The organism is Paenibacillus sp. sgz302190, from assembly GCF_059820445.1.
In genome coordinates this window covers 152,247-176,675 of the sequence record NZ_JBZYAO010000004.1, presented here as the reverse complement: position 1 = coordinate 176,675, position 24,429 = coordinate 152,247, and the positions used below count along the sequence as shown (strand labels likewise).

The following is a 24,429-nucleotide window of genomic DNA, read 5'->3' as shown; positions in this document are numbered from 1 at the left end:
ATTGGTTATTGTTCGGATGCTATTTGACTGGAGGCACGAACATCATGAAAATTCATTGCCTTCAGAGCCCCGTCATAGACGATGATCTCCCGGTTGAGATATTGATGCAGCCCGCTGAAGTAACCCGGAATCACCATCTTGCGCGTGATAATATTCCGGTTAAACATTTCGGGCCGATTTGCTGCGACAACCAGCATGTATTTGTTCGGGTTCGCCGGATTCGGCTGTATGAACAGGATGCAGTAATCCCCTTTGGTGAAAGAGCCGTACATCCCGTATCCGGTTTCTTCACATGCGATTTGCAGCTTGTTTTGGTGCCGCCGGAGCACCTCATGGTCGTGCAGACGGGTGGCGATGCAGATTAGATTGGACGCCCCTGCCTCCTCATCCGAAAGCGTGTCCGCGCTGACAATCGGATACTGGACGACAATATTCGGGTCCCAGGCATTCGTCTTCGGTCTTGCCAACACAGCCGCCGCCGTCCGCACGCTTTCTTCCTCTTGAGGCGAGGCGAACTGTGAGGGAATCACAATTTGGAGCGAATCCATATAGATTCCGAGCACGCCCATTCCATGGTTCGATCCTTTGCAGGACGCCGTCGTTTCCTCTTTAAGCCGGTAACGGCCCGCTTCGTTCGCAAAAATAAATGCGCGTTTATTCGTTGCGTCCAAGAAGAAGCTTTGATTCTGAAGCGTCACTTCCACATCTGCGGACTCAAGCCGGTCCGGCAGGGTAAGCTTGAATTCGTCGACATGAACGGCATCCAGGACAAAGGTTGACTCCCCGGTCATTTCCCCGCTCACTTGCGCATACGGGGAGCCTTCGTTCATTTTCGTAATTTGCAGCCAATACGTTTGGTTGTGCCGCCCCCGCTCCGTTCGGTACACAATTTTGGATGGATACGGGTTTCTGCGCCATTGCAGCATCCAGCGGAACACCGCGTCAAGATAATGGTACGGAAAAATGTCCAAGTGATTGGAGTTTGTCTCCAATATACCTTCGTAGAGACCGCCGCCAAGTACGGATTCCGGGTGCCGATACCCTTCCTCGACCAAATAATCCCGATCCCCGCATATGTTCAGTACAGGCATGTTGCCGAGATTCGGCAATTGCTCCGGATGAGGCTCTCCCGCCAATACGGCGATAGCCGCAAACCGGGAAGGGTGCGCTTGAGCCAAAGCCCAGGAAGCATAGGCGCCATTGGAATATCCCGTTAAATAAATGCGGTTCTCGTCAATGGCAAACCGCTGCTTAATCACGTCAAACGCCTCAAGAAACGAGGCTTCGCCGATATAGCTGCCCAAAGTCACCCCGCGGCTGGACACGGTGGCGTAAATCGCTTCTTCATCCATCCGGGTTCCAAACTGCATGTCGCGAAAACCCGGAAGATCCAGTTCGTACCTGACGCCCGGCAACAGAAAAATAAGCGGATAGGCACGGTCCCGGGAATAATGCTTCGGCAAGCATACGGTATAGCGCTCAAGACTGCCGTCCAGCCGGGAATAAAAGTATCCTTCGCCCAGCCGATTGGCCGCAACGATATCAAGGTAGTGCTCTCCCCGCTTGAGCAGTTCAAGGCATTGCCGCCAAACTGCCCAGTACTCACTCACTACCCGGACTTGAAAAAATTGAATTTGTTTCCATTCCATCAACGCAATTTGCCGAATGTCCCCCAGCAGTCCCTGCAAATTCGTGCGATCCTCTTGATCAAGCGCCCTCTCGGCAAGCAATCCCTCATACTGCCGTTCCAGCTCAAGAACAAGTCCGGACACCGGCCGCACAAGCTCCTTGTGCTCAAACACATGCACTCCGCCATCCGTATCCTTATAATGAATCGCCATTCGAACAACATAGTTCGTCTGCTCTATTGCTCGGGTCATATCATAGACAATTTGGTGCTCCAGCTTCGTCTTGAACCTGTCGATGACACTGTCTTCGTCGTTCATGACCTCGACCCATACGTCTTCCTGCTCCGGTATGCCGATACGATCCAACCGCAGCAAATAAAAAACCAACAGAGGGTCCGCTTCCTCTTGACGCTTGCCCCCGATCAAGTGCAGCTTATGCCTGAGATTACGTTCGACAAGCTCCTGCGCAAGTGCAGCAGAGCTCCCTTGCTCCGCACCTGCGCCGCTGATGCGAAGCGACCTGTCGTTGGTCGGATTGTTCAATGCTATAACGATCGTATGGTCGCCTTCCGTCAACAAGAGCCGAAACGACGCAGAAAAATAATTATGAAATACAAGCCTGCCGTCCAGCCAAATTCGACCGAATATGTTGAAAGCTCTAAAGACGGTCTCCTGCTCTAACTCGCACCTTAGGTTCGCAACTAGATATACAGTTTCATCCTCGGCAAGTGCCGGGTATTGAGATAAATCCAATTCAAAACCTCTGCTGTCGATCTGGGTAAGCAATCGGCATTCGCAGACTTCTCCCTGCTTCCATTCCAGCGAAGCCCCGTCCTTCAGGATGATCGGACCGTCCGGGAGCTCTTCCCGAAGCTCGGTTCCCAGCCCTCCCTTCACTTTGGGCACCTTTACCGGTCCAAGCCCAAAAGCAGCCGCTATGTGGACCGGTGCATCTTTCACCACCGTTGTTGCTTCCTCGACATGTTTAAATAGCATGGTCATCCTTTCTTCCATCTCCATTTGAACTTCATGACAAGATTCTTCTCTCAAATCCCTCCTTTTGTTCCAGATCGTCGACAAACCGGCATGATTCTTCCATAATCCGGTATGCAAAACAACATTCTCCAAAGAACCTCTAATATCCTCCATCAAAAAAACACTACTTTTGTAGAATTTTGTAGAATTGATTAAAATTTCTCATTATTCTGAAATTCACCATTGGTTGATAAAAATTTCAGCCCATGCGGGCAATTTTAGATGGAGTAATTTTTATGAAAACTGCTAAAAACGTGCCTCCGCTTACCTCCCTCCCCCTTTCCGATCGAACACCACCTGCAATTTACGTTAAGGTCAGCGACATACGATCCATGAAAGCGAATTCAAAAATGTGGTAATAACGACCCAAACCCGATATACTATAAATTGACAAAATCTGCATGCATTTTTATATAGAGACGGAGATGCTAAAATGGCCAAAGCAAAAATTGCCGGACTCACTCTAGCGGCTGTGCTGCTCGCACAATCCCCTGCCCTCGCGGCTGCCGAACCCCAAAAAATCGATATCGGCATCAACCAGGTTGCTATTAAAGTCAACGATCAGCCTTTTAGCAGCAACAATATTTTGTACAATGGAACTACTTACGTGCCTATTCGCGATGTTTCCGCCATGCTGAGTCTGCCTATTAATTATTTCGGCAACAGCAAAACGGTATATATCGGACCCATTAGCTCCGATGTCGGCCCTTGGGATGCGGCTCCCGCTACCCCCAGCCATGATCCTATATTGGAAAAATCGAACACTTCCATCAGTGTCCATTTAAACGCGATAACGATTAAAGTCGACGGTACTGAGTTGAATTCCGACAATATTTTATATAACGGAACTACTTTTGTTCCTCTCAGGGCCGTTTCTGAAATGATGAAATACCCGGTCAACTTCGACTCGGCAGAGCGTACGGTATACATAGGGAAGACAACTCACCAATTCCCTCCTAACAGCGAAACACAAACTCCCCCTCAAGAAGCTCCAAAGCAAGATGTGAAAAGTGACCCCGTTCCTGCGAGCGGAATGTACGCGGTTCCTGCTGAAGGAGATATGCAAGGTTGGCAATTGTTAAAAGGACACCGTTATGAGCAGGAAGCAAACATATATTTTCAGCGAAACGGGACTTATTTGACGGTAAAACTGGAGCCGATTCAAACACAAGATTTAAACCAGATTATTGAATGGACAGATGAAGACGGGAAGAAAAGGAAGACTAAGCTGGGGGATCTTTATAAATTATTCGGTACATTCAGCAACCAATATACGGATGATTTTTTATTAAACACTTTCGGTGATATATACGCTGACTGGCTGGCACCAAGTACTATAAAAGCCGATCAATTGGTCGAGCAATACCTCAAAGAGACAGGCCAGCTTAAGTAGCAAAATCCCCCGCCGGCCCAAGCCTGATGGGGACTTCCCGGCAAATCGACAGCGCCGCGCGAAGTGGTCGACCGACCGCCATCATGCAGCGCAACACAGCACGCTGGGATGCCCAAAAACCCCCGCGTCAGAGGCGATAGCTACAATCTGCCTGGCTGCGCGCGATGCGAAAAAACTGCAAAAGTCAGGCACCTCCGCGTCAGGGGTGGTAGCCCACAATCTGCTTGGTTGCGCGAAGAAAACCTGCAAAAATACATGAATTTGCGTCTTTGAGCGCTGGCCACGAACAATTCCTGCAAAAGTGCAGGTTTTCCCCGAACACATGGGCTCAGATCCACTTTCAGCAAAAATCCCTCCACTTTTGCAGGCTTTTCGCCAAAATGGGCCTTTTTCACAGAGAAAACCTGCACTTTTGCAGTTTTTTTCTCTTATCCCCCTCACTGCACAACGCCACAACCTGCTTTCGCTCGATCTGTTCGGCGAAGCGGAGATCCGTCACCCACTTTACAACAACGCCATAACCCGCTCTGGAGAGATGCATTGGAAAAGACCGGCCGCACCCCAATTTAAGCCCCCCTCTGGCTCCACCTAACCTGTCACTTTCTCAACAGTCTGATTTTCGTTTCCCGAGGGTTTCCAGTAAAATCCAGAGGCCGAAGACCGCCAAACGCTACCGGGCGTTTAACAAACGGCAGCGGCGACTTTGGAGTACATTGCGGTTTCGCACCGTGTGCAGCTCCCAGTGCGCAGTGCGGCGTCTCATGACGGCGGCCGTCCCGTTACCTCCGCACCGCTTCGCGGTCGGACAAGTAGCTCGTCGGCACTTCCCCCGTTATGCGCTTGAACACGCGGTAAAAATACGACGGATCGCCGTACCCGACGAATTCCGCGATTTCCGTGACGGTCAGGGCCGAGTGCCGCAGCATGTAGACCGCGGTTTTGATGCGCATCGCATGCACGTACTCGCTGATGGTCTGTCCGGTCACTTTGCGGAACATCGTCGCCGTGTGGTTCGGTGACCTGCCGATCGCTTCGGCAAGCAGCTCCTTCGTGACTTGCTCCCGGTAATGGTTCTGAATGTATTCCTTCATCTGATCGACCAAATGCTGCAAAGCATGCGAGACGGCCCCCTGATCATGCTCCCTGTTCATGTGTACAAGCACTTCCTGGAGCAGCGCCTCGCACATCGCAAAATAGTACGATTTCCGTTCGCTCCACTGCTCGTACATCGTGCGGATGCGTTCCAGAATTAGTTCATATTTGCCGGTTGCGCAGCACAAATAGTTTGCGGACCGCAGCAAAGGAAGCGCCTCTGCGGCCTGCTCCGGTTCGAAGCGGACCGTATATTTTTCGTGCATCAGGGTGGGCACGCTTTTGCCGTAGTACGGGACTCCTCCCGGAATGAGCAGCGTCTGCCCTTTTTCCAATACGACCTTTTTGTCGTGGATCCAGTAGACGCATTTCCCGTAGCAGACAAGCACCAGCGTCCATGCCGAATGCGAATGGGTCTCTTCCGCATACCAATTGCTGCTTTTATCGTAAACAAGAGAAACGACCTGCATGCGAACACCGCCAATAATACTATGATACATAGATCATACTATATTTCATATCCGTTTTTCACCTTTCGTACTAGAATGAAGCCAACAAGTAAATTCAACCCGAAAGGATGAACCGATCATGAGAAAGACGAAAATCATTTGTACGTTAGGCCCTGCATGCGATTCCGTACCTGTTTTGAAAGAGCTGATCGCCGCCGGCATGAACGTCGCGCGCTTGAATATGGCCCATGGCGATCTGGATGAGCACCGCCGCAGAATTGCTGCCGTCCGCGAAGCCGCTCGGGATATGGGAGTCACGATACCGATCCTGATGGATATCAAAGGGCCGGAAATCCGCATCGGACAATTGGAAGAGGCGTCCTATGATTTGTTTAAAGATCAAACTTTCGTGCTGACCACACAGCAAATTATGGGCAATGGCAACCGCGTGTCCGTCAACTACCCAGGGCTTCCGCAGGACGTGAAGCCGGGCGCTATCGTCCTTATTGACGACGGCTCCATCGAGCTTCAAGTCGTCGAAACAAGCGGAACCGATGTCATGTGCCGCGTCCTGACCGGAGGCGTTCTCAAGCAGCGCAAGGGCGTCAACCTGCCGGGCATTCGGACATCCCTGCCGGGCGTAACCGAGCGGGATATCCAGCATATCGAGTTCGGGGTTCAGGAGAACATCGGCATCATTGCCATGTCTTTCGTCAGAAACGGAGACGATGTCAGAGCCGTCAGAGAAATTCTCGAGAAGCATCAGGCGGGCCGCACGCCGATTATTTCCAAAATCGAGAATGAAGAGGGCATGACGAACTTCGCGGACATTTTGCAAGCTTCCGACGGCATTATGGTAGCGCGCGGTGACTTGGGCGTGGAAATCGCGACGGAAGAAGTGCCGATTGCGCAAAAAGAGATGATCCGCGCCTGCAACCGGGCCGGCAAGCCGGTTATTACCGCTACGCAAATGCTCGATTCGATGCAGCGCAATCCGCGCCCTACGCGGGCCGAAGTCAGCGACGTGGCCAACGCCGTTCTGGACGGCAGCGACGTGGTGATGCTCTCCGGCGAAAGCGCGGCAGGCAAATATCCCGTCGAATCCGTAAAAACGATGGCCGCCATCGCCGAGCGCACCGAGCAATCCATCGAGCACAACGCCGCGCTGGAGCTTGACAGCGAACTTACGAATGAAATTACGGAAGTGATCTGCCAAGCCGTCGTTTCATCCGCTCAGCGGCTGCAAGCGGCTGCGATTCTGGCTCCGACGGAGAGCGGATTTACCGCGAGAATGATCGCGAAGTACAAACCGTCCGCCCCGGTGCTGGCGGTCACCTCGAACGAGCCGGTCATCAATTTGCTCAGCATGGTCCGGGGCGTTACCCCGATCCTCGGCGAGCAGCACGATTCGACCGACCAAATTATCCGTTCCGCGATCCAGCAGGCGGAAGGTCTCGGTTATGTGAAACCGGGCGATCTCGCCATCGTCTCCGCCGGTATCCCGATCGGCAAATCAGGCACGACAAACTTGTTGAAAGTGGAACGAGTATAATCCGCAAAAGAGCGCCGATCCCCAAGATCGGCGTTCTTTTTGTATACGTCGACTGGGGGTTCGGTAAAGCTTATAGCTATGAGTAGACATCCCTTGAACTCGAATGATAAGAGGGGAGCCGGTCTGGAAACCGCTGCCACTTGCGAATCGTGGAAAACTGTTCGAAATTTCATACAGAAATTGTGCTGATTTCGTAAAATCGAAAAATAAGTATGAAAAACCGAACATAATCGTGCCCTGCAGTGGTAAAAGATGACTTTTGTATGCGAAAAATCATATAGAAAAGCGTAAAAGGGACTGCACTAGCAGGCTGTTGAGAAACCCCTTTTTTTCCTGGATGCTCAAAAAAAGCACCAAAAGTATGAGCTAAATATCCCTCTCAGATCGTTTTAAATCAATTTTTCTCTTCGAGATGAGTGGCCCCCACATAAAAATTAATCTGAGAGGAAACCTGTCAGACTTTCTCAACAGCCCGAATAGGCCATCTCACGGCAACCGGTTACAGCATCCACCCGACACAGCCCGATTGGAGATCGAGCACGCGAGTCTGCAGTCGCCGAACATCCCCATTCCTGTCTGCCGCCGGACGGACGAACCCAAAATGATGGGGCAACCTGTTTACAGGTGAGCCAGTGGAAAAAGGGCGGGAGTCCCCTTTTCAGGGGGTTGGCCGTGCTTACGCATAGTAACGTCGCAGCACGCGGTCGGCAAACTTTGAGCGCGCCTTAGAGACGCTTGTTTGTAACATGCCCTCCCTCGTATTTATGGGGAAACCTCACAAAATCTCAATCATTCGCAGGATTTCATAGTATCCCAAACGAGCACCATTGGTTAGGCGGAGGCATTTACAGGGCTGATGGAAGCACCGGCTAAGCCGGTGGTTATGACTGTTGTTCAGCCCAGCTTTTGCTGGTGGCGAATATGGCCTGTCGCGTTAATTTCCCCGCCCACGATAATGAGGAGCGCCGATATGTAGAACCAGGTCATAAGCACGATGACTCCGCCCAGACTCCCGTAAGTTGCGCCGTAATTGGTAAACTGGCTGATATAGTAGGAGAAGCCCCATGATGTAAGCTGCCAGCCCGCCCCCGCGAACAAGGCGCCGGGAAGGACGCTTTTGCAAGTCAGACAAGTGTTCGGAGCTATGTAATAAATACCGGTAAAAACGATAAATAAAATAATGAAATTGATGACCCAACGCATGACGTTCCACACTTCAATTTGCGCTTTCGGGACATGGACATGAACGTGCATCCAGTTGCCGATCCATTGTCCGAAGACGCTCAGCAGCAAGGCCGAGGCGATGACGATCAGCATGCCGACGGTCAGCATCACAGCCAGCAAGCGGGAATGAATGAAGCTTTTGCGCTCAGGCAGCCCGTACGCTTTGTTCACGGCGAGCACGATGGAATTCATCGCCGCGCTGGCGCTCACAAGAGACAAAATCAGCCCGAAAGAAAGGCTGCCCCCTCTTTTTACATCCAGCAAATCAACAATGCTTTTCTCCATCCCCCGCGCGACCTCTTGAGGCACGTACTCTTCGAGCAGAGCCAGGACATCCTTGGTCTCTATAGGCAAATAACCGAAAAGACTCATGATAAAAATCAGGAAGGGAAACACCGACAGCAAAAAATAGTATGCGCATTGCGCGGCAAGCCCCAAAGCGTCGTCCCGCTGAAATTGCCGCCACAGCGCTTTGAAGTAGGACGGAATTTTGATCCTCATCGCGATCCGTTTCCTTTCGCTTTGAAATGGAGTTTCCCGTTACAGGTTAATATGGCTTTCCCTCGCCCATTTTACCAATATTTTTTGTGGTTTCAGGGCTCCGGTTCCAGAAGTCTGTCCGATGAACCCGCAGCTCCGACCGCCGGACTCCCGGGCGAACTGCAAGGATGTGCAAAGCGTGCAAAATAGTCTCAGCCCCCGTAACCGGTCCGCAAAAATATTACGATTGTGCTGCAAGAGCCGCTTCCTTTACAGTTAAAGCAATTTCAACTATCTAGGAGGACAAAAAGATGGCCGACTTCAACATGCAATCGTTTCGGCAGCCGGACTCGGCGTACCGGATTCATCCGTTCTGGTTTTGGAACGGGGAGATGGAAGACGATCAAATCCGGCATCAGATCGATGAAATGGCGGACAAGGGCGTGGGCGGTTTTTTCGTGTGCGCGCGTCAAGGGCTGCAAATCCCCTACTTGTCCGAAGCATGGTTTCAAAAAGTGCGGGTCGCCCTGGAAGCGGCGAAGCGCAAACATCTGGGCGTTTGGCTGTACGACGAATACCCTTATCCCAGCGGAATCGCGGGAGGGGAAGTCACGCTGGAGCATCCGGAAGCCAAGCATTACACGTTGACGCACCGCGCGCAGCGGGTCCGGGGCGGGGAACATTGGTCGGCCGAGCTGCCGTGGGCGCGGATTTTGTACGCCAAAGCCGTTCCCGTTACCTCTAGCGGGGAGAAAATATGGCAGGAAGCCGTGGACGTGCGCGCCTCGATCGGGAATTTTCAGGCGGAGCCGATTTTTCAGAAAGCGGGGTTGACGGCTTACAACCAGAAGCGTTTTTTCACATACCGCACCGTTCAAAAGATCGAATGGACCGCGCCTCCCGGCGAATGGGAAGTGCTGGTCGTGCAAGAGCAGGAAATCGAAGATTTCAAATATTACGGCACATTCGTCGACCCATGCAACCGGGAAGCGATGGAGACCTTCATCCGGCTGACGCACGACAAATACGCACAGCATTTCGGGGACTATTTCGGGACTACGATTCGGGGGATATTTACGGATGAAATCGGCCTTTTGGGCAGCATTCCGTGGTCGCCGCAGCTGCCCGCCTTTTTCCTGGAGCGCAACGGCTACGATCTACGGGAGCATCTTCACGCCCTGCTCTACGAGGAGGCGGATGACGCAGCCAGGGTTCGCTACGACTATTATCAAGCCGTCCATTTGCTGCTGCTCGGCGCTTACCATAAGCAAGTCCATGATTGGTGCGAGCGGCACGGACTGCAATATGTCACCGAAGTGCCTTCGGTAAGGCACACGACGCAGTTGTACAGCCATGTGCCGGGCGGGGATACCGCTCACGAGAAGCTGGGCAGGCCGCTTGACTGGATTTTGAACAACCATCCGGAAAGCTTCCGCAGCAGCGCCAAAATGGTCAGCTCCCTCGCCCGCCAATTGAACAGGGAACGCAATCTGATCGAGTGTTTCCACAGCGTCGGCTGGTCGATGACTTTGCAGGATGCGAAATGGATGATCGACCGGATGGCCGCGCAGGGGACCAATTTTTTCAATTTCCATGCCTTTTTCTATACGCTGGACGGATTGACGAAGCACGACGCTCCCCCTTCGCAATTTTTGCAAAATCCGTATTGGAAACATTTCAAACAGCTCGGCGACTACGTTGGCCGGATCAGTTATGTCATGAGCTGCGGGCAAGCGGATATTAAAGCGGCCGTGCTGCAGCCGACGACATCTCTGTGGGCGCACATGGGAAATCCGTTCCATCATTTCGATTACGGCGGCAATCAAGCGGAGGAAAAGCGGAAGCTCACCGATTTAAAAGCTTGGTGGACACGCATTTGCAACGAGCTGACGATGAGCGGCAGAGATTTTGACCATCTCGATGCCGAACTGCTGGCGGAAGCGGACGTAAAAGACGGGCATGTCACGCTGGGCGCCGCAAGCTATTCCATCGTCATCGTGCCTCCCGTCACGAATCTGGAGAGCGGCGCCTGGGCCAAGCTGCAAGCTTTCCTAGCGCAAGGCGGCACCGTCATCAGCATGGGGCAGCTGCCGTACCAGGCGATTGAGCCGTCGCGGCGGGAGGACGCCGCCGCGATGGCAAGTGCGTTCGGTCTGCCGGGAGCGTCCGGCGAACAGTTTTGGAGCGGCTCCTCCCGGGAAGCGGAGCCGGCGAATTGGTCCAAAGGTACGGCGGCGAACGCGTACCATTTGCCCTTCACCACCGACGCCGCGGCACCGGCGGCGCTCGGCAAGATGACAGCGCTGCTCGAAGAGCTGCAGCCGCTGGCTGTGAAGCTGACCCCCGCCTGCGGCCGGTGGGGGATCTTGATGCAGACGCGGCGCATCGCCGGGGATGCCTTCCTGGTGTTCGTCAGCAACCAGGAAGAGGCGCGCCGCGAGGTGTCATTGCAGGTTACGGCTGCGCTGTGGGCCGGAACCGGCACTGAAGATGGCGATCTGCACGCCATCGCTTTCTCGGAGCTGTCGCTGGATAGCGGCAGCGAAACATCGGCGGCGGCCCGCCGGGACGGGACGGTCTGGAGCCTGCCGGTGGCGCTGGCTCCCTACGAGTCCCGGCTGTTCCGGCTGACCCGCGTCGGCCGCAGCGCAGCGGCCCTCGCCCCGGCGGCCACCGCCAGCCCGTGGCGTCTGCCCATCGCCGCCTCGGACAAAGATCTGTGGACGCTGCGCACGGAGCAGGACAACGCCGTCCGCTTCGACACGTTCCAGCTCACGATTGCGCAGCCGGACGGCTCGTTGGCAGGCGCGCCGGCTCAGGTGCAGGTGAAAACGTTCATCGATCAGTGCGCCGATCTCGCGGCTTCGACGAATCTGCCCGTGCAGATGAGCCAGCTGTTCGGCACCCCGATGCGCATCGGGCTCGCTTATCCGCTTCAAGCGCGTTACGCCGCTTCGTTTATCGCCCGGCAGACGCCGGAGAAGGCCCGGCTCGTCATGGACCAGGGCGCAGTGTCCGGCAGCGGAGCCATCCTGATCAACGGCCATCGTCTGGAGAAGCCGGCCTTTGAGCGGAGCTTCCTGTACGATCATATGAACATAGCTTGCGATATTGCCCCCTATTTGCAAGAAGGGGTAAACACGATAGCCGTTGACGTGGACATCGAACACGACTGGAACGGGCTTGTCGATGCTCTTTACATTACCGGAGCTTTCCATGTCGGCTTCGATGACGACCGGCGTCCGGTGCTGAAGCCGCCCGCCGTACAAAAGCAGCCGCTGGCTGCGGGACCTTATCCGGGGTTCCCTTATTTTGCCGGCACCCTCTCGTTCACTCGAACGGTAGAGCTGGACGTATTGCCGGATGCCGCGGCCTTCGAGCTTTCGTTCGAGGGACTGGACCCGCAGTTCCATGAGGTGGCGGAGGTGCTCGTGAACGGCCATTCCCTTGGAGCCCGCGCCTGGATGCCTTACCGTTTCACAGGAAACACAAGCTTGCTCCGCCAGGGCGGCAACGAAATCGAGGTGCGCGTAACCAATACGCTCATAGGGCTCCTTGAAGGCAAATATTTCGATTATGCCAAGCATGAACTGAAGCCCGTGAACGGCAGGCTTTAACATTTGAACCCGAGAAAGGAGCGCGGCATGGATGGCATCATCACTCCAACAAAAGCAGATAAATGCCGGCATTTCCTATAGCAAACGCAAAGGCGGATTAGCCAGAGACCTGCTCCGCGATAAATATTTGTATCTGCTGGCGCTGCCGGGCATTCTGTTTTTCCTCATTTTCAAATTTATCCCGATGTGGGGGGTTGTCATTTCTTTCCAAAACTACTCCCCCTTTGCGGGGATTACCGGCAGTGAATGGGTCGGCTTCGAGCATTTTCAGCGCTTTTTCTCGAACCCCGACTTCATGCTGCTGTTCCGCAACACGATGGCGATCAACCTGCTCAATCTGATCCTGTTTTTTCCGCTGCCGATCGTGCTTTCCTTGCTGCTGAACGAGCTGCGCAGCGTAGTATACCAGCGGGTCGTCCAATCGATTATTTATATGCCGCACTTTTTATCCTGGGTCATTATTTCAGGCTTAACCTTCCTGCTGTTCGCCAAGGGCGAGGGGCTCGTCAATAAAATGCTGGAAAGCATCGGCCTCTCCCGCATCGACTTTCTGACAAACCCGGATTCGTTCTGGTTGATGCTTACGGCTCAGTCGATTTGGAAGGAATGCGGTTGGGGCACGATCTTGTTCCTCGCGGCTGTGGCTAGTATCGATCCGGGAGTATACGAAGCTGCCAAAATCGACGGCGCGGGGCGTTTGCGCCAAATGTGGAGCATTACGCTCCCGGCGATTCGCAACGTGATCATCACTTTGCTTATACTGCGGCTCGGCCATATGCTCGATGTCGGATTCGAGCAAGTATTTCTGATGTACAACGGCGCTGTCTCTCAGGTGGCCGAAGTGTTCGATACGTACGTGTACCGGGTCGGCATTCAGCAGGGCGAGTTCAGCTACAGCACCGCCGCCGGATTGTTCAAATCGGTCGTAGGGCTGGCCCTGGTCGTGCTGGCGAACTGGATCGCCAAAAAAATGGGCGAAGAAGGCGTGTATTAATGTTATGAAGATCGGGTTAACGATTCGCAGGAGGACGACACTATGAAACCAGGGTTAGGAAACCGTCTTTTTCAACTCATCAATATCGTCGTATTGGGGCTGGTAGCGGCCGCCACCTTTTTTCCGCTTTACTACGTATTCGTCGTTTCCTTTACGGACCCGACCGAATATCTGAAAAAAAGCTTCGTGCTGTTCCCCCGCGTCTGGTCGCTGGAATCGTACAAATTTCTGATGGCGACGGGGGCCTTTCCGAAATCGATCGCCGTGAGCATATACGTGACGCTGGTCGGAACCGCCTGCAGCTTGATCGTCACCTCGGCGCTCGCTTATGCGCTCTCCCGCAAAAGAATGCGCGGCAGACAGCTGATTTTGCTGGCGATCCTGCTGACTATCCTGTTCAATCCGGGGATCATCCCGAACTATATGCTCGTTCGCGAGCTGAAGCTGATCGATAGCCTGTGGGCGCTCATTCTTCCGGCTTTGGCAAGCGGGTGGAACGTGATTTTGATGAAAGGCTTCTTCGACAGCATTCCCGCCGAACTGGAGGAATCCGCTGCGATGGACGGCTGCAACGACTTGACTGCGTTTTTCCGGATCATTTTGCCGCTGTCTCTCCCGTCGCTGGCCGCTTTCGGACTGTTTTACGCGGTAGCGTACTGGAATCAATTTTTCAACGCGCTCATTTATATCAACGATTCGGCCAAATGGCCGCTCCAGGTTATGCTGCAAAACATTTTGCTGAACGCCAATAACGCCGATCTGCGCATGGACGCAACCACCGTCGCGCCGCCGTCGGAAACGCTCAAAATGGCCGCCGTTATCGTCGCCACGATTCCGATTCTGCTCGTATATCCGTTCTTGCAAAAGCATTTCGCCAAAGGGGCTATGGTCGGCTCAGTCAAGGGATAAGCAGGCATCAGGTAGAGGATTTCAGCTCAAGATGTCGAAAAACGTGTTTATAAAATGTCCTGGAAGGTGAGCATCTTGACTGAAATGATGACATCGCTGCTTCGCTACTTGCAAAAAAACAAATACAACAGCCGCTTTTTCCGCAGAAGTCTGGCGATGATTTTGGTTATGGCCAGCATACCCGGCCTCATCATCGGGCTCAGCATTTATTGGATCGCGACGAACAACATTGAAGAAGAATTGCAGCGTCTGCATCAGAACCAAATCAAAAACCGGGCGGACAACATCGACGACCAGCTCGCTTCTCTGGAAATGACGATCTCCCATTGGGCGTTTGACTCCAAATTCGACGAGAAGCTGAAATCGCTGAATTTTGCCTACGATTACGATCAGGTTCAGGATATGTACCGGACCCTGCTCCAGATAGAAAGCGCGCACCCGCTGCTGGAAAAAGTCGAGCTGTTTTTGGATAAACCCCGGCCTCTGACGTTTTCGAAGGAACAATACACGTTTTTGAGCAAGCTGTCCGATATTGAAAGCTACGAAACGATATTCAAGCACGGAAAATCGGTATTTTGGGAAAACCCTTATCCCAAAGGGGCGGCGAAGCAGGCCATTACGCTGGTCGATAAAATCCCCGGGGCAAGCAGCGAATCGTTCGGCGCGATTATCGCTACGATCAATCAGGAGAAGCTGCTGCAGCTGCTCAAAACGTTAACTCCTTACGACGAAGGAGCGACGCTGCTGTTCAACGAAACCGAGGACTGGAACTTGACCAGCAGCAGCGCGGAGGGCCACGATTTGGACCAGGCGATCAAGCGGGAGTACGCGAAGCGCCAATCCGCGCTCGAACTCCGCGCAGACGATCTGGGGAAAAAGCCGGAATCGTTTCTTTTCGAATACAAAAAGGTGTCCTACTCCGTTTCATACGGGCATTTCAGCCGTCTCGGGCAAACGTGGGTCTACATGTCGGCAGCTCCGCTGTCCTCCATCACCGCTTCTGTCGTTACGATTTCCCAGTGGATTCTGATCGTCAGCTTTACCGGCCTGCTGCTTGCTCTGCTGCTGTCCTGGTTCGTTTCCCGCCGCATCTACTCGCCCGTTCACCGGCTCATGACTTTGCTTACCGGGGAGAAGCACGATGGAGCAAGGGACGAATTCGCGCTCATCGAGAAGCATTGGCAGCACTTGTCGAAGGAAAGCGAGTCGATGCGCTCCAAGCTTAACGAGCAAATCCCGCACTTAAGGGAAGGGTTTTATTTGCAGCTCGTACAAGGTTATTTGTTCGCGCTGCAGGAAAGCGATATCAAGGAAAGAATGAAAAGCTACGGCTGGGAGACCGATGACCGCCAGTTTGCTGCGCTTATGTTCCAATTGACCGGGTTTTCCAACCCGGAAGGCAAATTTTCAACCGGAGACGAGAGTCTGGCTACCTTTGCAGCTTCCAACATCATTAACGAGCTGCTGCAAAACGAGTACGAGCAGGCGGAAATTATTAATTTCCACAATTTTTCGGTCGGTGTGCTGCTGTCCTTTCCTGCCTCCCACCCTGTCAAATGGCTGGAAGAAGATTTGGAGCAGGTATGCCTGGAGGTGGCCCGGACGATTAACCGAATCCTGAAAATGCAGGTGACGGTGTCCATATCCAAATGGATTCATAACGTCAAACAAATACCGCATTTGTTCGAGGAAGTGAGACAGGCGTTGGTATACCGGGATTTGCTGGACGACAATCAAATTATTAGAACGGAGCAGATCTCCAAACTCAATCAGTTGAAAGAAAGCAGCTATCCGTTCACCCTGGATAAAGAAATCATTCACGCGATCCGCAGCGGGCAGGAAACGGACGCTGCCCTACTAATCAACCAGTTCATGGAAGAGCTGTCCGCCAACGGGTCGACGGAGTTCGTGCTTCAGCAGGGCATGCTGCAGTTGCTTGGGAGCATCCGTTATGCGGCGCTGCAGTCCGGCATGAACCCTGTCCAACTGTTCGGCAGCGTCAATCTGTTCGAGCAGTTGGCTCAGATCAAGGAACCGGAGGAAATGCTCAAATGGTTCCGGCACAAGGTGATCGCCGTTTTCGTGCAGGAGATGATCAGCCGCCAGGACTACCACTTCAAACATACGATCGAGCAAATTATCGTCTATTTGGGCGAGCAGTATATGACACCGCTTTCCCTCGAATCGTGCGCCGAGCTGTTCGGAACGAGTCCGTATACGTTAAGCAGGGCGTTCAAACAAGTGACAGGCATTAACTTTATCGATTATTTGACGAATATCCGCATCGCGAACGCCAAGAAGCTGCTGGCCGAAACGGATATGAAAATCAACGAAGTGGCGGACCGGGTCGGCTATCAGCACAGTTACTTCAACCGGCTGTTCAAAAAGTACGAGGGCATCACGCCGAGCCAATTCCGTGAGCTGCGCGGCTCCTAAGAAAAGTTCAAGGCCGCAATATAGTCCTATCTTTTCGGAAACCGCCTACAAAAAAGTACGATTGCCGATCAAATTAAAATCAACTAATGTCTACCTTGTGTTCGACACAGAATGTTCGCTCCGCAGAAGACATGAACAAGGGAGGACCACTTAATGAAACAGAGTACAAACAAGAAAGCGGCGCTGGGCTCGCTTGCGCTATTGCTGGCTTTATCCGGCGTTTTGACCGCTTGCGGCGCCAAAGACAATACGGGAGGAAAAAGTGCGGCCAATGATGAAGGCCCTTTGAAAGTCAGAGTGATGACGATTTTGCTCAGCCCTTCCCCGGCGGCGGATGACAACAAAATCAAGCAGGCGATCGAAAAAGCGACGAACTCCAAACTGGACATCCAGTGGGTATCCGGCAACAACTACACCGACAAGCTGAACGTGACGCTCGCTTCCGGGGACATTCCGGAGCTGATCACGATCAACGATCCGTTCACATCGGTGTTCCGCAACGCGGTTACGCAAGGGGCGTTCTGGGATTTGACGCCTTACATCAAAGACTATCCGAATTTGAGTTCCAAAATTTCCAAAACCGCCTGGGAACTGACGAAAATGCAGGACGGCAAAAACTACGGCATTCCGCGCCCGCGCCCGTCCGAGGCCGACTCGTTTTTCGTCATCCGCAAAGACTGGCTGGATAATCTGGGCCTGAAAGTTCCTACAACGACGGATGAACTGTACGAAGTTATGAAAGCCTTTGCGGAAAAAGACCCGGACAAAAACGGCAAAAACGATACGATTCCGCTTGCCGCCTATATGAATCCCCCTGCCGACATGGGGACCCTGGGGATGATCGAGAACAGCTTTACGGGCGCCAACGTGAAGAACGATAAATGGAAGCTTGTGGACGGCAAAATGGTGAATACGGTGCTGCTGCCGGAAAGCCGTCAAGCGCTTGAGTATTTGGCGAAAATGTACAAGGAGAAGCTGCTGCCGGAAGATTTCGCTTCCTTGAAGCTGACCCAGGCTTCGGACTTGTTCAAGGGCGGCAAGGCGGGCATCATTATGGAAAAAGCCGGGACGATGAACGACTATTACCAAAAGCTGAAAGAAATCGATCCGAAAATAAAGCCGGAAGACTTCTACCCGCTGACAAATATAAACGGCTACAACCCGAAAGGACCGGGCTTCTCCGGTATGGTCTCGATTCCGAAATCGGTTCCGGAGGCTAAGATGAAGCGCATCCTGAAGCTGGTCGACACATGGATGAGCGACGAAGTATTCGCCATTCAGCAGTATGGCATCGAAGGCATTGACTACACGGTGAAAGACGGGCAAAAAATTATCAACACCGAGCAGTTGGCCAAGGATAACGGGCCGGATTTTAACCAAATCGTATATGTCGCCGATCCGTACGCCAGCTCCACGAAAGTGTTTTTCCCGAAAGAAGCGAACGAATTGTACAAAAAGATTCAGGACGAACGCGCCAAAACGAGCGTAGCGGACGTCAGCATCGGGCTGTACTCCCCAACAGTGCAAAAGCTGCTTCCGGAATTCGAGAAAAAAGCGCAGGATTTGAAAACGAAAATTATTTTGGGCCGCGAGCCGATCTCGGCTTGGGACGATTTCGTCGCCAAAGCCAAAACCGATGCCGACTTGGCGAAGATGAGCCAGGAAATGACCGAAGCCTACCAAAAACGCAGCGGCGCAGGGGGCGCCAAATAAGCTTGGGCAGACCAAAGGAGGACATGAGCGGGTGAGCGAGCGTTATATCGATGAGAACGAAAGTATTTTCATGAAATGCGGGGACCGGGTCGAGGATATTTTGCTGACGGTCGCGGGCCGATACATCGGCAATAATCCGCCGCATCCGATGGCTTACCGGGCTTTTTGCGCCGACGGCATTTTGAAGAAGCACGATTACAGCTATGATTTCAATCTGACGGAGCGCTTTCCGGAGATGCGGAACGGCCAGCATGTGTACGCTTGGAGCAAATATTGGAGCGATGCGGAGGCGCCGCTGAACTTTATTTTGCACTGCTACGGGCCGCTGACGCTGTACGCGAACGGCGCTCAGATTTATAAAGCGAATATTGCCGATGAGCTGAACAGAAAGCGGAGAACCGTAGTGACGATTCCGCTAAACAAGGGATGGAATCATCTGGCGTTCCGGTTTACGAAAACGGAGGCGGGCTGCGGCGGTTCCCTCGGGCCGGGCTCGTACAAGAGCAATCCGGTCCATTTCCTCGCTCCGTCGCCGGAACGGTCCGGGCACGAAGGATGGATTTATACGGAGCCGCAGGATACGGTCTGGAGCACGCTGCCGGGGGAAGGCAGCAGCGAAGCCGACGGCGGCGTGAAGTGGTTCCCCGAGCTGCGATGGAGCGGTTCGCAGCAAGCGGACGGCCCGATAGCGCGGATATTCGGCGATTTGCAGGGCAAGTACGCGTTGGCTTGGACGAAGCTCCGCTCGCTCTCGGCCTCACTCTCGCAGGAGCCCCGCCAGGTGGAACTGACCGGCCGCGCCTTCGGCGCCACGGCGATTTATTTGGCCGGCCGGCTGCAGGCCTCCATCGAGCAGCCGGGCCCTTTCCGCGCCGTGCTCAGCCTGTCTTGCGGCCTGCACGATTTGACCGTGCAGAGCTTCGGCGCCGGGTTCGAGCTGGACCCTCTGCCTGAGGGCGTGCAGTTGGTTGAGCCGTATCCGGTGCATGGGAACAAGGACACCTGGCTGTATTTGGGTCCTTTCGCCGCAGATGAGGCGATGCCGAATCCCGCCGAGTCCATGCATTCGCTGGTGGATACGCGGGAAGGCGGGACTTTCTGGCGGCTCGACCAGCCGAATACGCGGGTGCGGCCATTCGCCGAAAACGCGCTGTTCGGCAAATGGAATTACCCGCTGGGCGTGACCCTCTACGGCATGCTGCAGACGGGGAAGCTGCTGGACCGCGACGACCTGCGGCAGTACGTCTATCAGCACATTGAAACGTGCACCCGCCTGTACGGGTATGCCAAATGGGACAAGGAACAATACGGCGCCTCAGGCGTATTGAACACATTGGCTACGCTCGACAGCCTTGACGACTGCGGCTCCTTCGGAGCCACGATGCTGCTGGCGCTGCAGGAGCGCGAGCTGCAAGGCGCGGAGGCGATCGCCGACGTGATCGCGGATTATATCGGCAGCAAGCAGGAGCGCCTGCCCGACGGCGCATTGTACCGCAAACCGCGTCATGTCGACTTTCCGAACGCGACGCTGTGGTGTGACGATCTGTACATGAGCGTGCCTTACCTGTGCCGCTGTTATCAGCGGACGGGAGAGATCGGCTTTTTGGATGATGCGGCCAATCAGTTCGTGCAGTTCAAAAAGCGGTTATTCATGCCCGAGCGGCAGATCATGTCCCATGTTTACGATTTCGGTATAGACAAACCGACGAGAATCGCCTGGGGGCGCGGCAACGGCTGGGTGCTGTTCTCGCTGTCCGAACTGCTGGAGGTGCTGCCGGAGCAGCATAGCCGCCGCAAAGAGCTCCTTCAATTTTTCAATGAATTGTGCGAAGGCTTTTTGCGTCTGCAAGGCCACAGCGGCCTGTGGCATCAGGTGCTCACCGAGCCGGAGTCGTATGAGGAAACATCCTGCACCTCGATGTTCCTCTACGCCTACGCGCGCGGGATACGCCACGGCTGGATTGACGATGCGGACCGATACATGCCGGCCATTCAAAAAGGCTGGAACGGGCTGGCCCGCATCTCGATCGATAAGTACGGAAACGTGTACGGGGTGTGCCGCGGATCGGGCTACTCGTACAGCGTCGGCTACTACAAGGACGATCTGCCTTGGCTGCTCAACGATACGCACGGCATAGGCATCGTCTTGCTGGCCGGCATTGAAGTGCTGAAGCTGCAACGGTTTCTCGCCGACACCTGCAGCACCAAAGCCACCTGAGCTACCGGAGCTACCGAAGCCGCAAAGGCCGCCGGAGATGCCGAAGCCGCCGGAGGCGGGGCCAGCGCCCCAAAGCCACCTGATCTGCTGGGGGCACTGAAGCTGCCGGAGCCGGTACCAGCGCCAAATCCGCCGGGACCGATGCGGTATACTTCTGTCAAGCGGATTGCATCGTTAGAAGGAGGCCCCGGAAGAATGCGTTGCCAAAACGATGCTTCGCCAGCCGCACGCAAAAAAACTGCAAAAATCTGGCTGCTGAGAAAACATACATTGGAGGGGCGCATCCCTTTAGCGCGTTGAAAACCTGCAAAATCTGATTGTTGGCGCAGCTGTTCTTCCCCAACCCCCACCTCTCCTGTACGGGTCGCAACGGTGCTCAATAAGGGGGATGAGGCAGCTTGGGTAGGGAGAAAACCTGCGAAAGTGCAGGTTTTTTCCGTGAAATCGGCTAATTGGGGCGAAAAACCTGCAAAAGTGCAGGAATTTTTGCTGAAAGTGAATCTGAGCCCATGTTTTCGGTGAAAAGCCTGCACAAATGCAGGAATTCTTCGCAGCTAGCGATCAAGGGCGCAAATTCATGTATTTTTGCAGGTTTTCTTGGTGCAGCCAGGCGAGTTTGCGACTGGCTCTGGCGTGCAGATTTCTGAGCAGCCTGAAAAATACACCTTTATGCTCCTTGATGTATTTGCCTCAGAACTGTTCCTGCAAATCTGCAGGCTTTGCAAGCGAGAGGCAGGCAAGCAGGGGGGGCACGAGAGGGAAGTAGGAGGCCGTGCCTCCATTCCCCGAACTCAACATGCAGCCGACCCACCGCCGTCATGCAGCGTAACACCGCGCACTGGAAACTGCGTGCGGCGAAAAAAGAGGCTGCCCCAAAAGCGTGCGCATAGTATGGGAACGGCCCAAAAATCGAGCAAAAGGACCTCAAATTCCACTATCAAGTGGAGAATGAGGTCCTTTCTTCAGGTGAAATTTCGAGGCAAAGGGGCAGCCCCTTTTTCCGCTATGTTAGTTCGTGGAAGTGCTGTCCGTTGCGTCTGCGGCAGGCGCTTCCGGTTTTTGGTGCTTGTCTTCAACGAATTTTTTCAGCGTATCGGTCAAGCTGTCTTTGAGTTTGCTGATCAGGTCGTCTTCGCTAATTCCTTTGGCCGCTGCAATTTCAGCGATCGTCTTGCCGGAATCCAGCTCGGTTTTCAGCTCATCCTGCGTGATGCCCAGAATCGTCGTCAGCGCCTCAGAGTTCCCCAGGAAACCGCCGCCGAAGCCGCCGCCACGATGACCCTCGCCTCCGTTTTCTTGTCCGCCTTCAGGTCTTGCGTTCTCTATATGCTGTTTCAGGCGGGTCGCAAGATCCGCGGTGATTTTGTCCGCTTCCGCTTGCGTGATCGTGCCTGCCGTAACTTGGGCAGCGATTGCCGTTTTTTGAGCGTCAGTCAGCTTGGCCAGGAAATCATTCTCCGTCAAGCCGGCCGCTTGCGCGATTTCCAGCAGCGTCTTGCCTTCTTTCAGCGATGCCTGGATCGTGCTCACGTCTACGCCCAGCACGGTTGCCGCCGTTTCGTCGAGCTTGCCGCCTTGGAAGCCGCCGCGTCCGCCCTGCTCACCGCCGCGGAATCCTTCGCCTTTGTTGCCGAAGCCTTTGTTCTCAATTTGCTGTTTCAAACGAGTCGAAAGATCCGTTATCAGCTTGTCGGCCTGCTCTTGCGTCAGCTTGCCGGCCGTCACCTTCTCGTTGATCGCCGTCGTTTCGGCGGCAACCAGCTTCGCCAGGAAATCGTCCTCCGTCAAGCCGGCCGCTTGCGCGACTTCAAGCAGCGTCTTGCCTTCTTTCAGCGACGCCTGAAGCGTGCTCTCGTCTACGCCCAGCACAGCTGCCGCTTCCTTGACGATGCTGCCTCCGTAGAAACCTCCTTGGCGGCCGCCGCGGTCTTTGAAGCCGTCCGATTTTTGAACGGTCGAGCCGCTCACTGTATCGGCATACGCCTGATTATGTAGCGCTCCGACAAAACCTGTTCCAAGAACAAAAGATGCTGCAATCGTACCTGCGAGAATTTTTTTGCTAATAGTTTTCATATTGTTATTCCACCTTTTCGAATGTTTTTGTTGTTTACAAGACCAAGTATAGGCCCCTTTCCTGAATCCCCCCTGAGCGCCGACTTAATAAACCATGAGCGTTGCCTGAGGGTTTCCTGAGTCCGGCTGCCGTCGCATGAAACGCAAAAAAACTGCAGTTGTCTGCAGTTTGGCAAAGTCCGGCTGCTGTCAGGGAACAACACCAGCCTGTTTATTTTTCATATCCGTTAGGGTTGTTGAATTGCCAGCGCCAGGCGTCTGCGCACATGTCTTCAACGCCTTTCTCGGCAACCCAGCCTAATTGCTCGCGCGCTTTCGTTGTGTCCGCATAGCACGTAGCCACATCCCCCGGCCTGCGCTCCTCGATGCTGTACGATATTACTTTTCCGGAAGCTTTTTGAAAGGCTTCGACCATTTCAAGCACGCTGTAACCCCGGCCGGTACCGAGATTATACGCTTCGATCCCGCTCCTGGACAGCAGTTGTTCCAATGCTTTTAAATGCCCTTTGGCCAGATCGCTGACGTGAATATAATCCCTGACTCCGGTTCCGTCTACGGTCGGATAATCGTTCCCGTATACCCGCAGCTTTTCCAGTTTGCCGATAGCCACTTGGCTCACATACGGCATCAGATTGTTCGGCACGCCGTTCGGATCTTCCCCGATTCGTCCGCTGGGGTGCGCTCCGACCGGATTAAAATACCGCAGCAGCGATATGCTCCAGCTGTGATCCGAGATGTACAAGTCCTGCAAAATCCGCTCGATCATAAGCTTTGTTTGACCGTATGGATTCGTCGCGTCGAGCGGAAAATGTTCATGAATCGGCACCTGCTCAGGCACCCCGTAGACAGTTGCCGAAGAGCTGAACACCAATTTGCGGACATCGTATTTTTGCATGACATTGCACAGAATTAATGTGCCGGTAATATTGTTGTGGTAGTAAGATAAAGGAAAAGAGACCGATTCCCCCACTGCCTTTAACCCTGCAAAATGGATCACCGCTTCGATCGAATGCTCGCGAAACACCTGTTCCAGCCCCGCAAAGTCGAGCAAATCCAATTGATAAAATGCAAAATCCTTCCCCGTCAGCTCACGGACCCGCTCAAGCGCCTCCGGCTTGCTGTTCATCAGATTGTCGACAACGACGATCTCATAACCCTTGTCAAGCAGTTCGACACAGGTATGGCTGCCAATATAACCTGCTCCGCCAGTTACTAGAATGGACATGATTTCCGTTCCTCCAATTTACGATTTCATTGCGCCGGCGCATCTGCATGCAGCCTTTTTCCAACTTAATGGATTTATGCCATTTTAGCAAATACCAAAAAAACGCCCCACCCTTCTCAAGGAAAAGGATCAGTGCGCTCCGGTAACAAATGCATGATTACACAACGACTTTGCCGGACAGGTCATTATTGGCAGCCCCGGCGTTGATGTTCGTATATTTGGTTAACCCTCTGTCCAACTGTGCGAATGACCCTAAATAAGCTTGCACTTCACCAATTGTTAACCCCAAGCTGCGAGCCTCGCGAATCATTTCTACCCAGTCTGAATCCAAGGGATTGCGTTCCATACCCAATTGCACAAATACTTTGGACATACTATTACCTCCAATGTG

Annotated in this window: 14 protein-coding genes; 8 read left to right on the top strand and 6 right to left on the bottom strand. The window is 53.7% G+C overall.

The genetic code is table 11. The features are described from left to right. Positions 1-5 precede the first annotated feature (5 nt). Positions 6-2,741: a prolyl oligopeptidase family serine peptidase gene (locus AC6RNO_RS07500; RefSeq protein WP_497105090.1), complete on the bottom strand. Its 2,736-nt coding sequence runs from the start codon at positions 2,739-2,741 to the stop codon at positions 6-8. A 355-nt stretch (positions 2,742-3,096) separates the two neighbouring features. Here AC6RNO_RS07500 and AC6RNO_RS07495 point away from each other — a divergent pair, with 355 nt between their 5' ends. Then, the gene (locus tag AC6RNO_RS07495; RefSeq protein ID WP_497105089.1) at positions 3,097-4,056 is read left to right on the top strand and encodes a stalk domain-containing protein; all 960 of its coding nucleotides are present in this window, start codon (positions 3,097-3,099) and stop codon (positions 4,054-4,056) included. A gap of 779 nt (positions 4,057-4,835) precedes the next feature. On the opposite strand, the gene AC6RNO_RS07490 is transcribed toward AC6RNO_RS07495, so the two are convergent. Beyond that, the gene (locus AC6RNO_RS07490) at positions 4,836-5,618 is read right to left on the bottom strand and encodes a helix-turn-helix domain-containing protein (protein WP_497105088.1); all 783 of its coding nucleotides are present in this window, start codon (positions 5,616-5,618) and stop codon (positions 4,836-4,838) included. A 118-nt stretch (positions 5,619-5,736) separates the two neighbouring features. Between AC6RNO_RS07490 and pyk the strand changes: the two genes are divergently transcribed. After that, positions 5,737-7,149 (top strand): pyruvate kinase, encoded by a 1,413-nt coding sequence (gene pyk, locus AC6RNO_RS07485; protein ID WP_497105087.1) that lies wholly within the window; start codon positions 5,737-5,739, stop codon positions 7,147-7,149. Positions 7,150-8,043: 894 nt separating this feature from the next. Here pyk and AC6RNO_RS07480 read toward each other — a convergent pair. Next, positions 8,044-8,874, bottom strand: a complete 831-nt coding sequence (locus AC6RNO_RS07480) for a YhjD/YihY/BrkB family envelope integrity protein (RefSeq protein WP_497105086.1) — start codon at positions 8,872-8,874, stop codon at positions 8,044-8,046. A 290-nt stretch (positions 8,875-9,164) separates the two neighbouring features. Between AC6RNO_RS07480 and AC6RNO_RS07475 the strand changes: the two genes are divergently transcribed. The 6 genes from AC6RNO_RS07475 to AC6RNO_RS07450 all read left to right on the top strand — a co-directional run bounded on the left by AC6RNO_RS07475 (position 9,165) and on the right by AC6RNO_RS07450 (position 20,740). After that, positions 9,165-12,470, top strand: coding sequence for a glycosyl hydrolase (locus tag AC6RNO_RS07475; RefSeq protein WP_497105085.1), 3,306 nt, complete (start codon positions 9,165-9,167; stop codon positions 12,468-12,470). A 31-nt stretch (positions 12,471-12,501) separates the two neighbouring features. Continuing rightward, the gene (locus tag AC6RNO_RS07470; protein ID WP_497105084.1) at positions 12,502-13,464 is read left to right on the top strand and encodes an ABC transporter permease subunit; all 963 of its coding nucleotides are present in this window, start codon (positions 12,502-12,504) and stop codon (positions 13,462-13,464) included. A 42-nt stretch (positions 13,465-13,506) separates the two neighbouring features. Continuing rightward, complete coding sequence (locus tag AC6RNO_RS07465; RefSeq protein WP_474682646.1) at positions 13,507-14,373, top strand: carbohydrate ABC transporter permease; 867 nt, start codon at positions 13,507-13,509, stop codon at positions 14,371-14,373. Between the two features lie 84 nt (positions 14,374-14,457). Further along, the gene (locus AC6RNO_RS07460) at positions 14,458-16,809 is read left to right on the top strand and encodes a helix-turn-helix domain-containing protein (protein WP_497105155.1); all 2,352 of its coding nucleotides are present in this window, start codon (positions 14,458-14,460) and stop codon (positions 16,807-16,809) included. Positions 16,810-16,962: 153 nt separating this feature from the next. Then, complete coding sequence (locus AC6RNO_RS07455) at positions 16,963-18,522, top strand: type 2 periplasmic-binding domain-containing protein (RefSeq protein ID WP_497105083.1); 1,560 nt, start codon at positions 16,963-16,965, stop codon at positions 18,520-18,522. Positions 18,523-18,553: 31 nt separating this feature from the next. Then, positions 18,554-20,740: a glycoside hydrolase family 88 protein gene (locus AC6RNO_RS07450; RefSeq protein WP_497105082.1), complete on the top strand. Its 2,187-nt coding sequence runs from the start codon at positions 18,554-18,556 to the stop codon at positions 20,738-20,740. Between the two features lie 1,008 nt (positions 20,741-21,748). On the opposite strand, the gene AC6RNO_RS07445 is transcribed toward AC6RNO_RS07450, so the two are convergent. From AC6RNO_RS07445 to AC6RNO_RS07435, 3 genes are all read right to left on the bottom strand, one after another. Further along, positions 21,749-22,813, bottom strand: coding sequence for a hypothetical protein (locus AC6RNO_RS07445; protein WP_488435857.1), 1,065 nt, complete (start codon positions 22,811-22,813; stop codon positions 21,749-21,751). Between the two features lie 211 nt (positions 22,814-23,024). Beyond that, complete coding sequence (galE, locus tag AC6RNO_RS07440) at positions 23,025-24,038, bottom strand: UDP-glucose 4-epimerase GalE (RefSeq protein ID WP_474682650.1); 1,014 nt, start codon at positions 24,036-24,038, stop codon at positions 23,025-23,027. 157 nt (positions 24,039-24,195) lie between these two features. After that, a complete protein-coding gene (locus tag AC6RNO_RS07435; protein ID WP_474682651.1) occupies positions 24,196-24,411 on the bottom strand; it encodes an anti-repressor SinI family protein in 216 nt (71 codons plus the stop codon). Positions 24,412-24,429 lie beyond the last annotated feature (18 nt).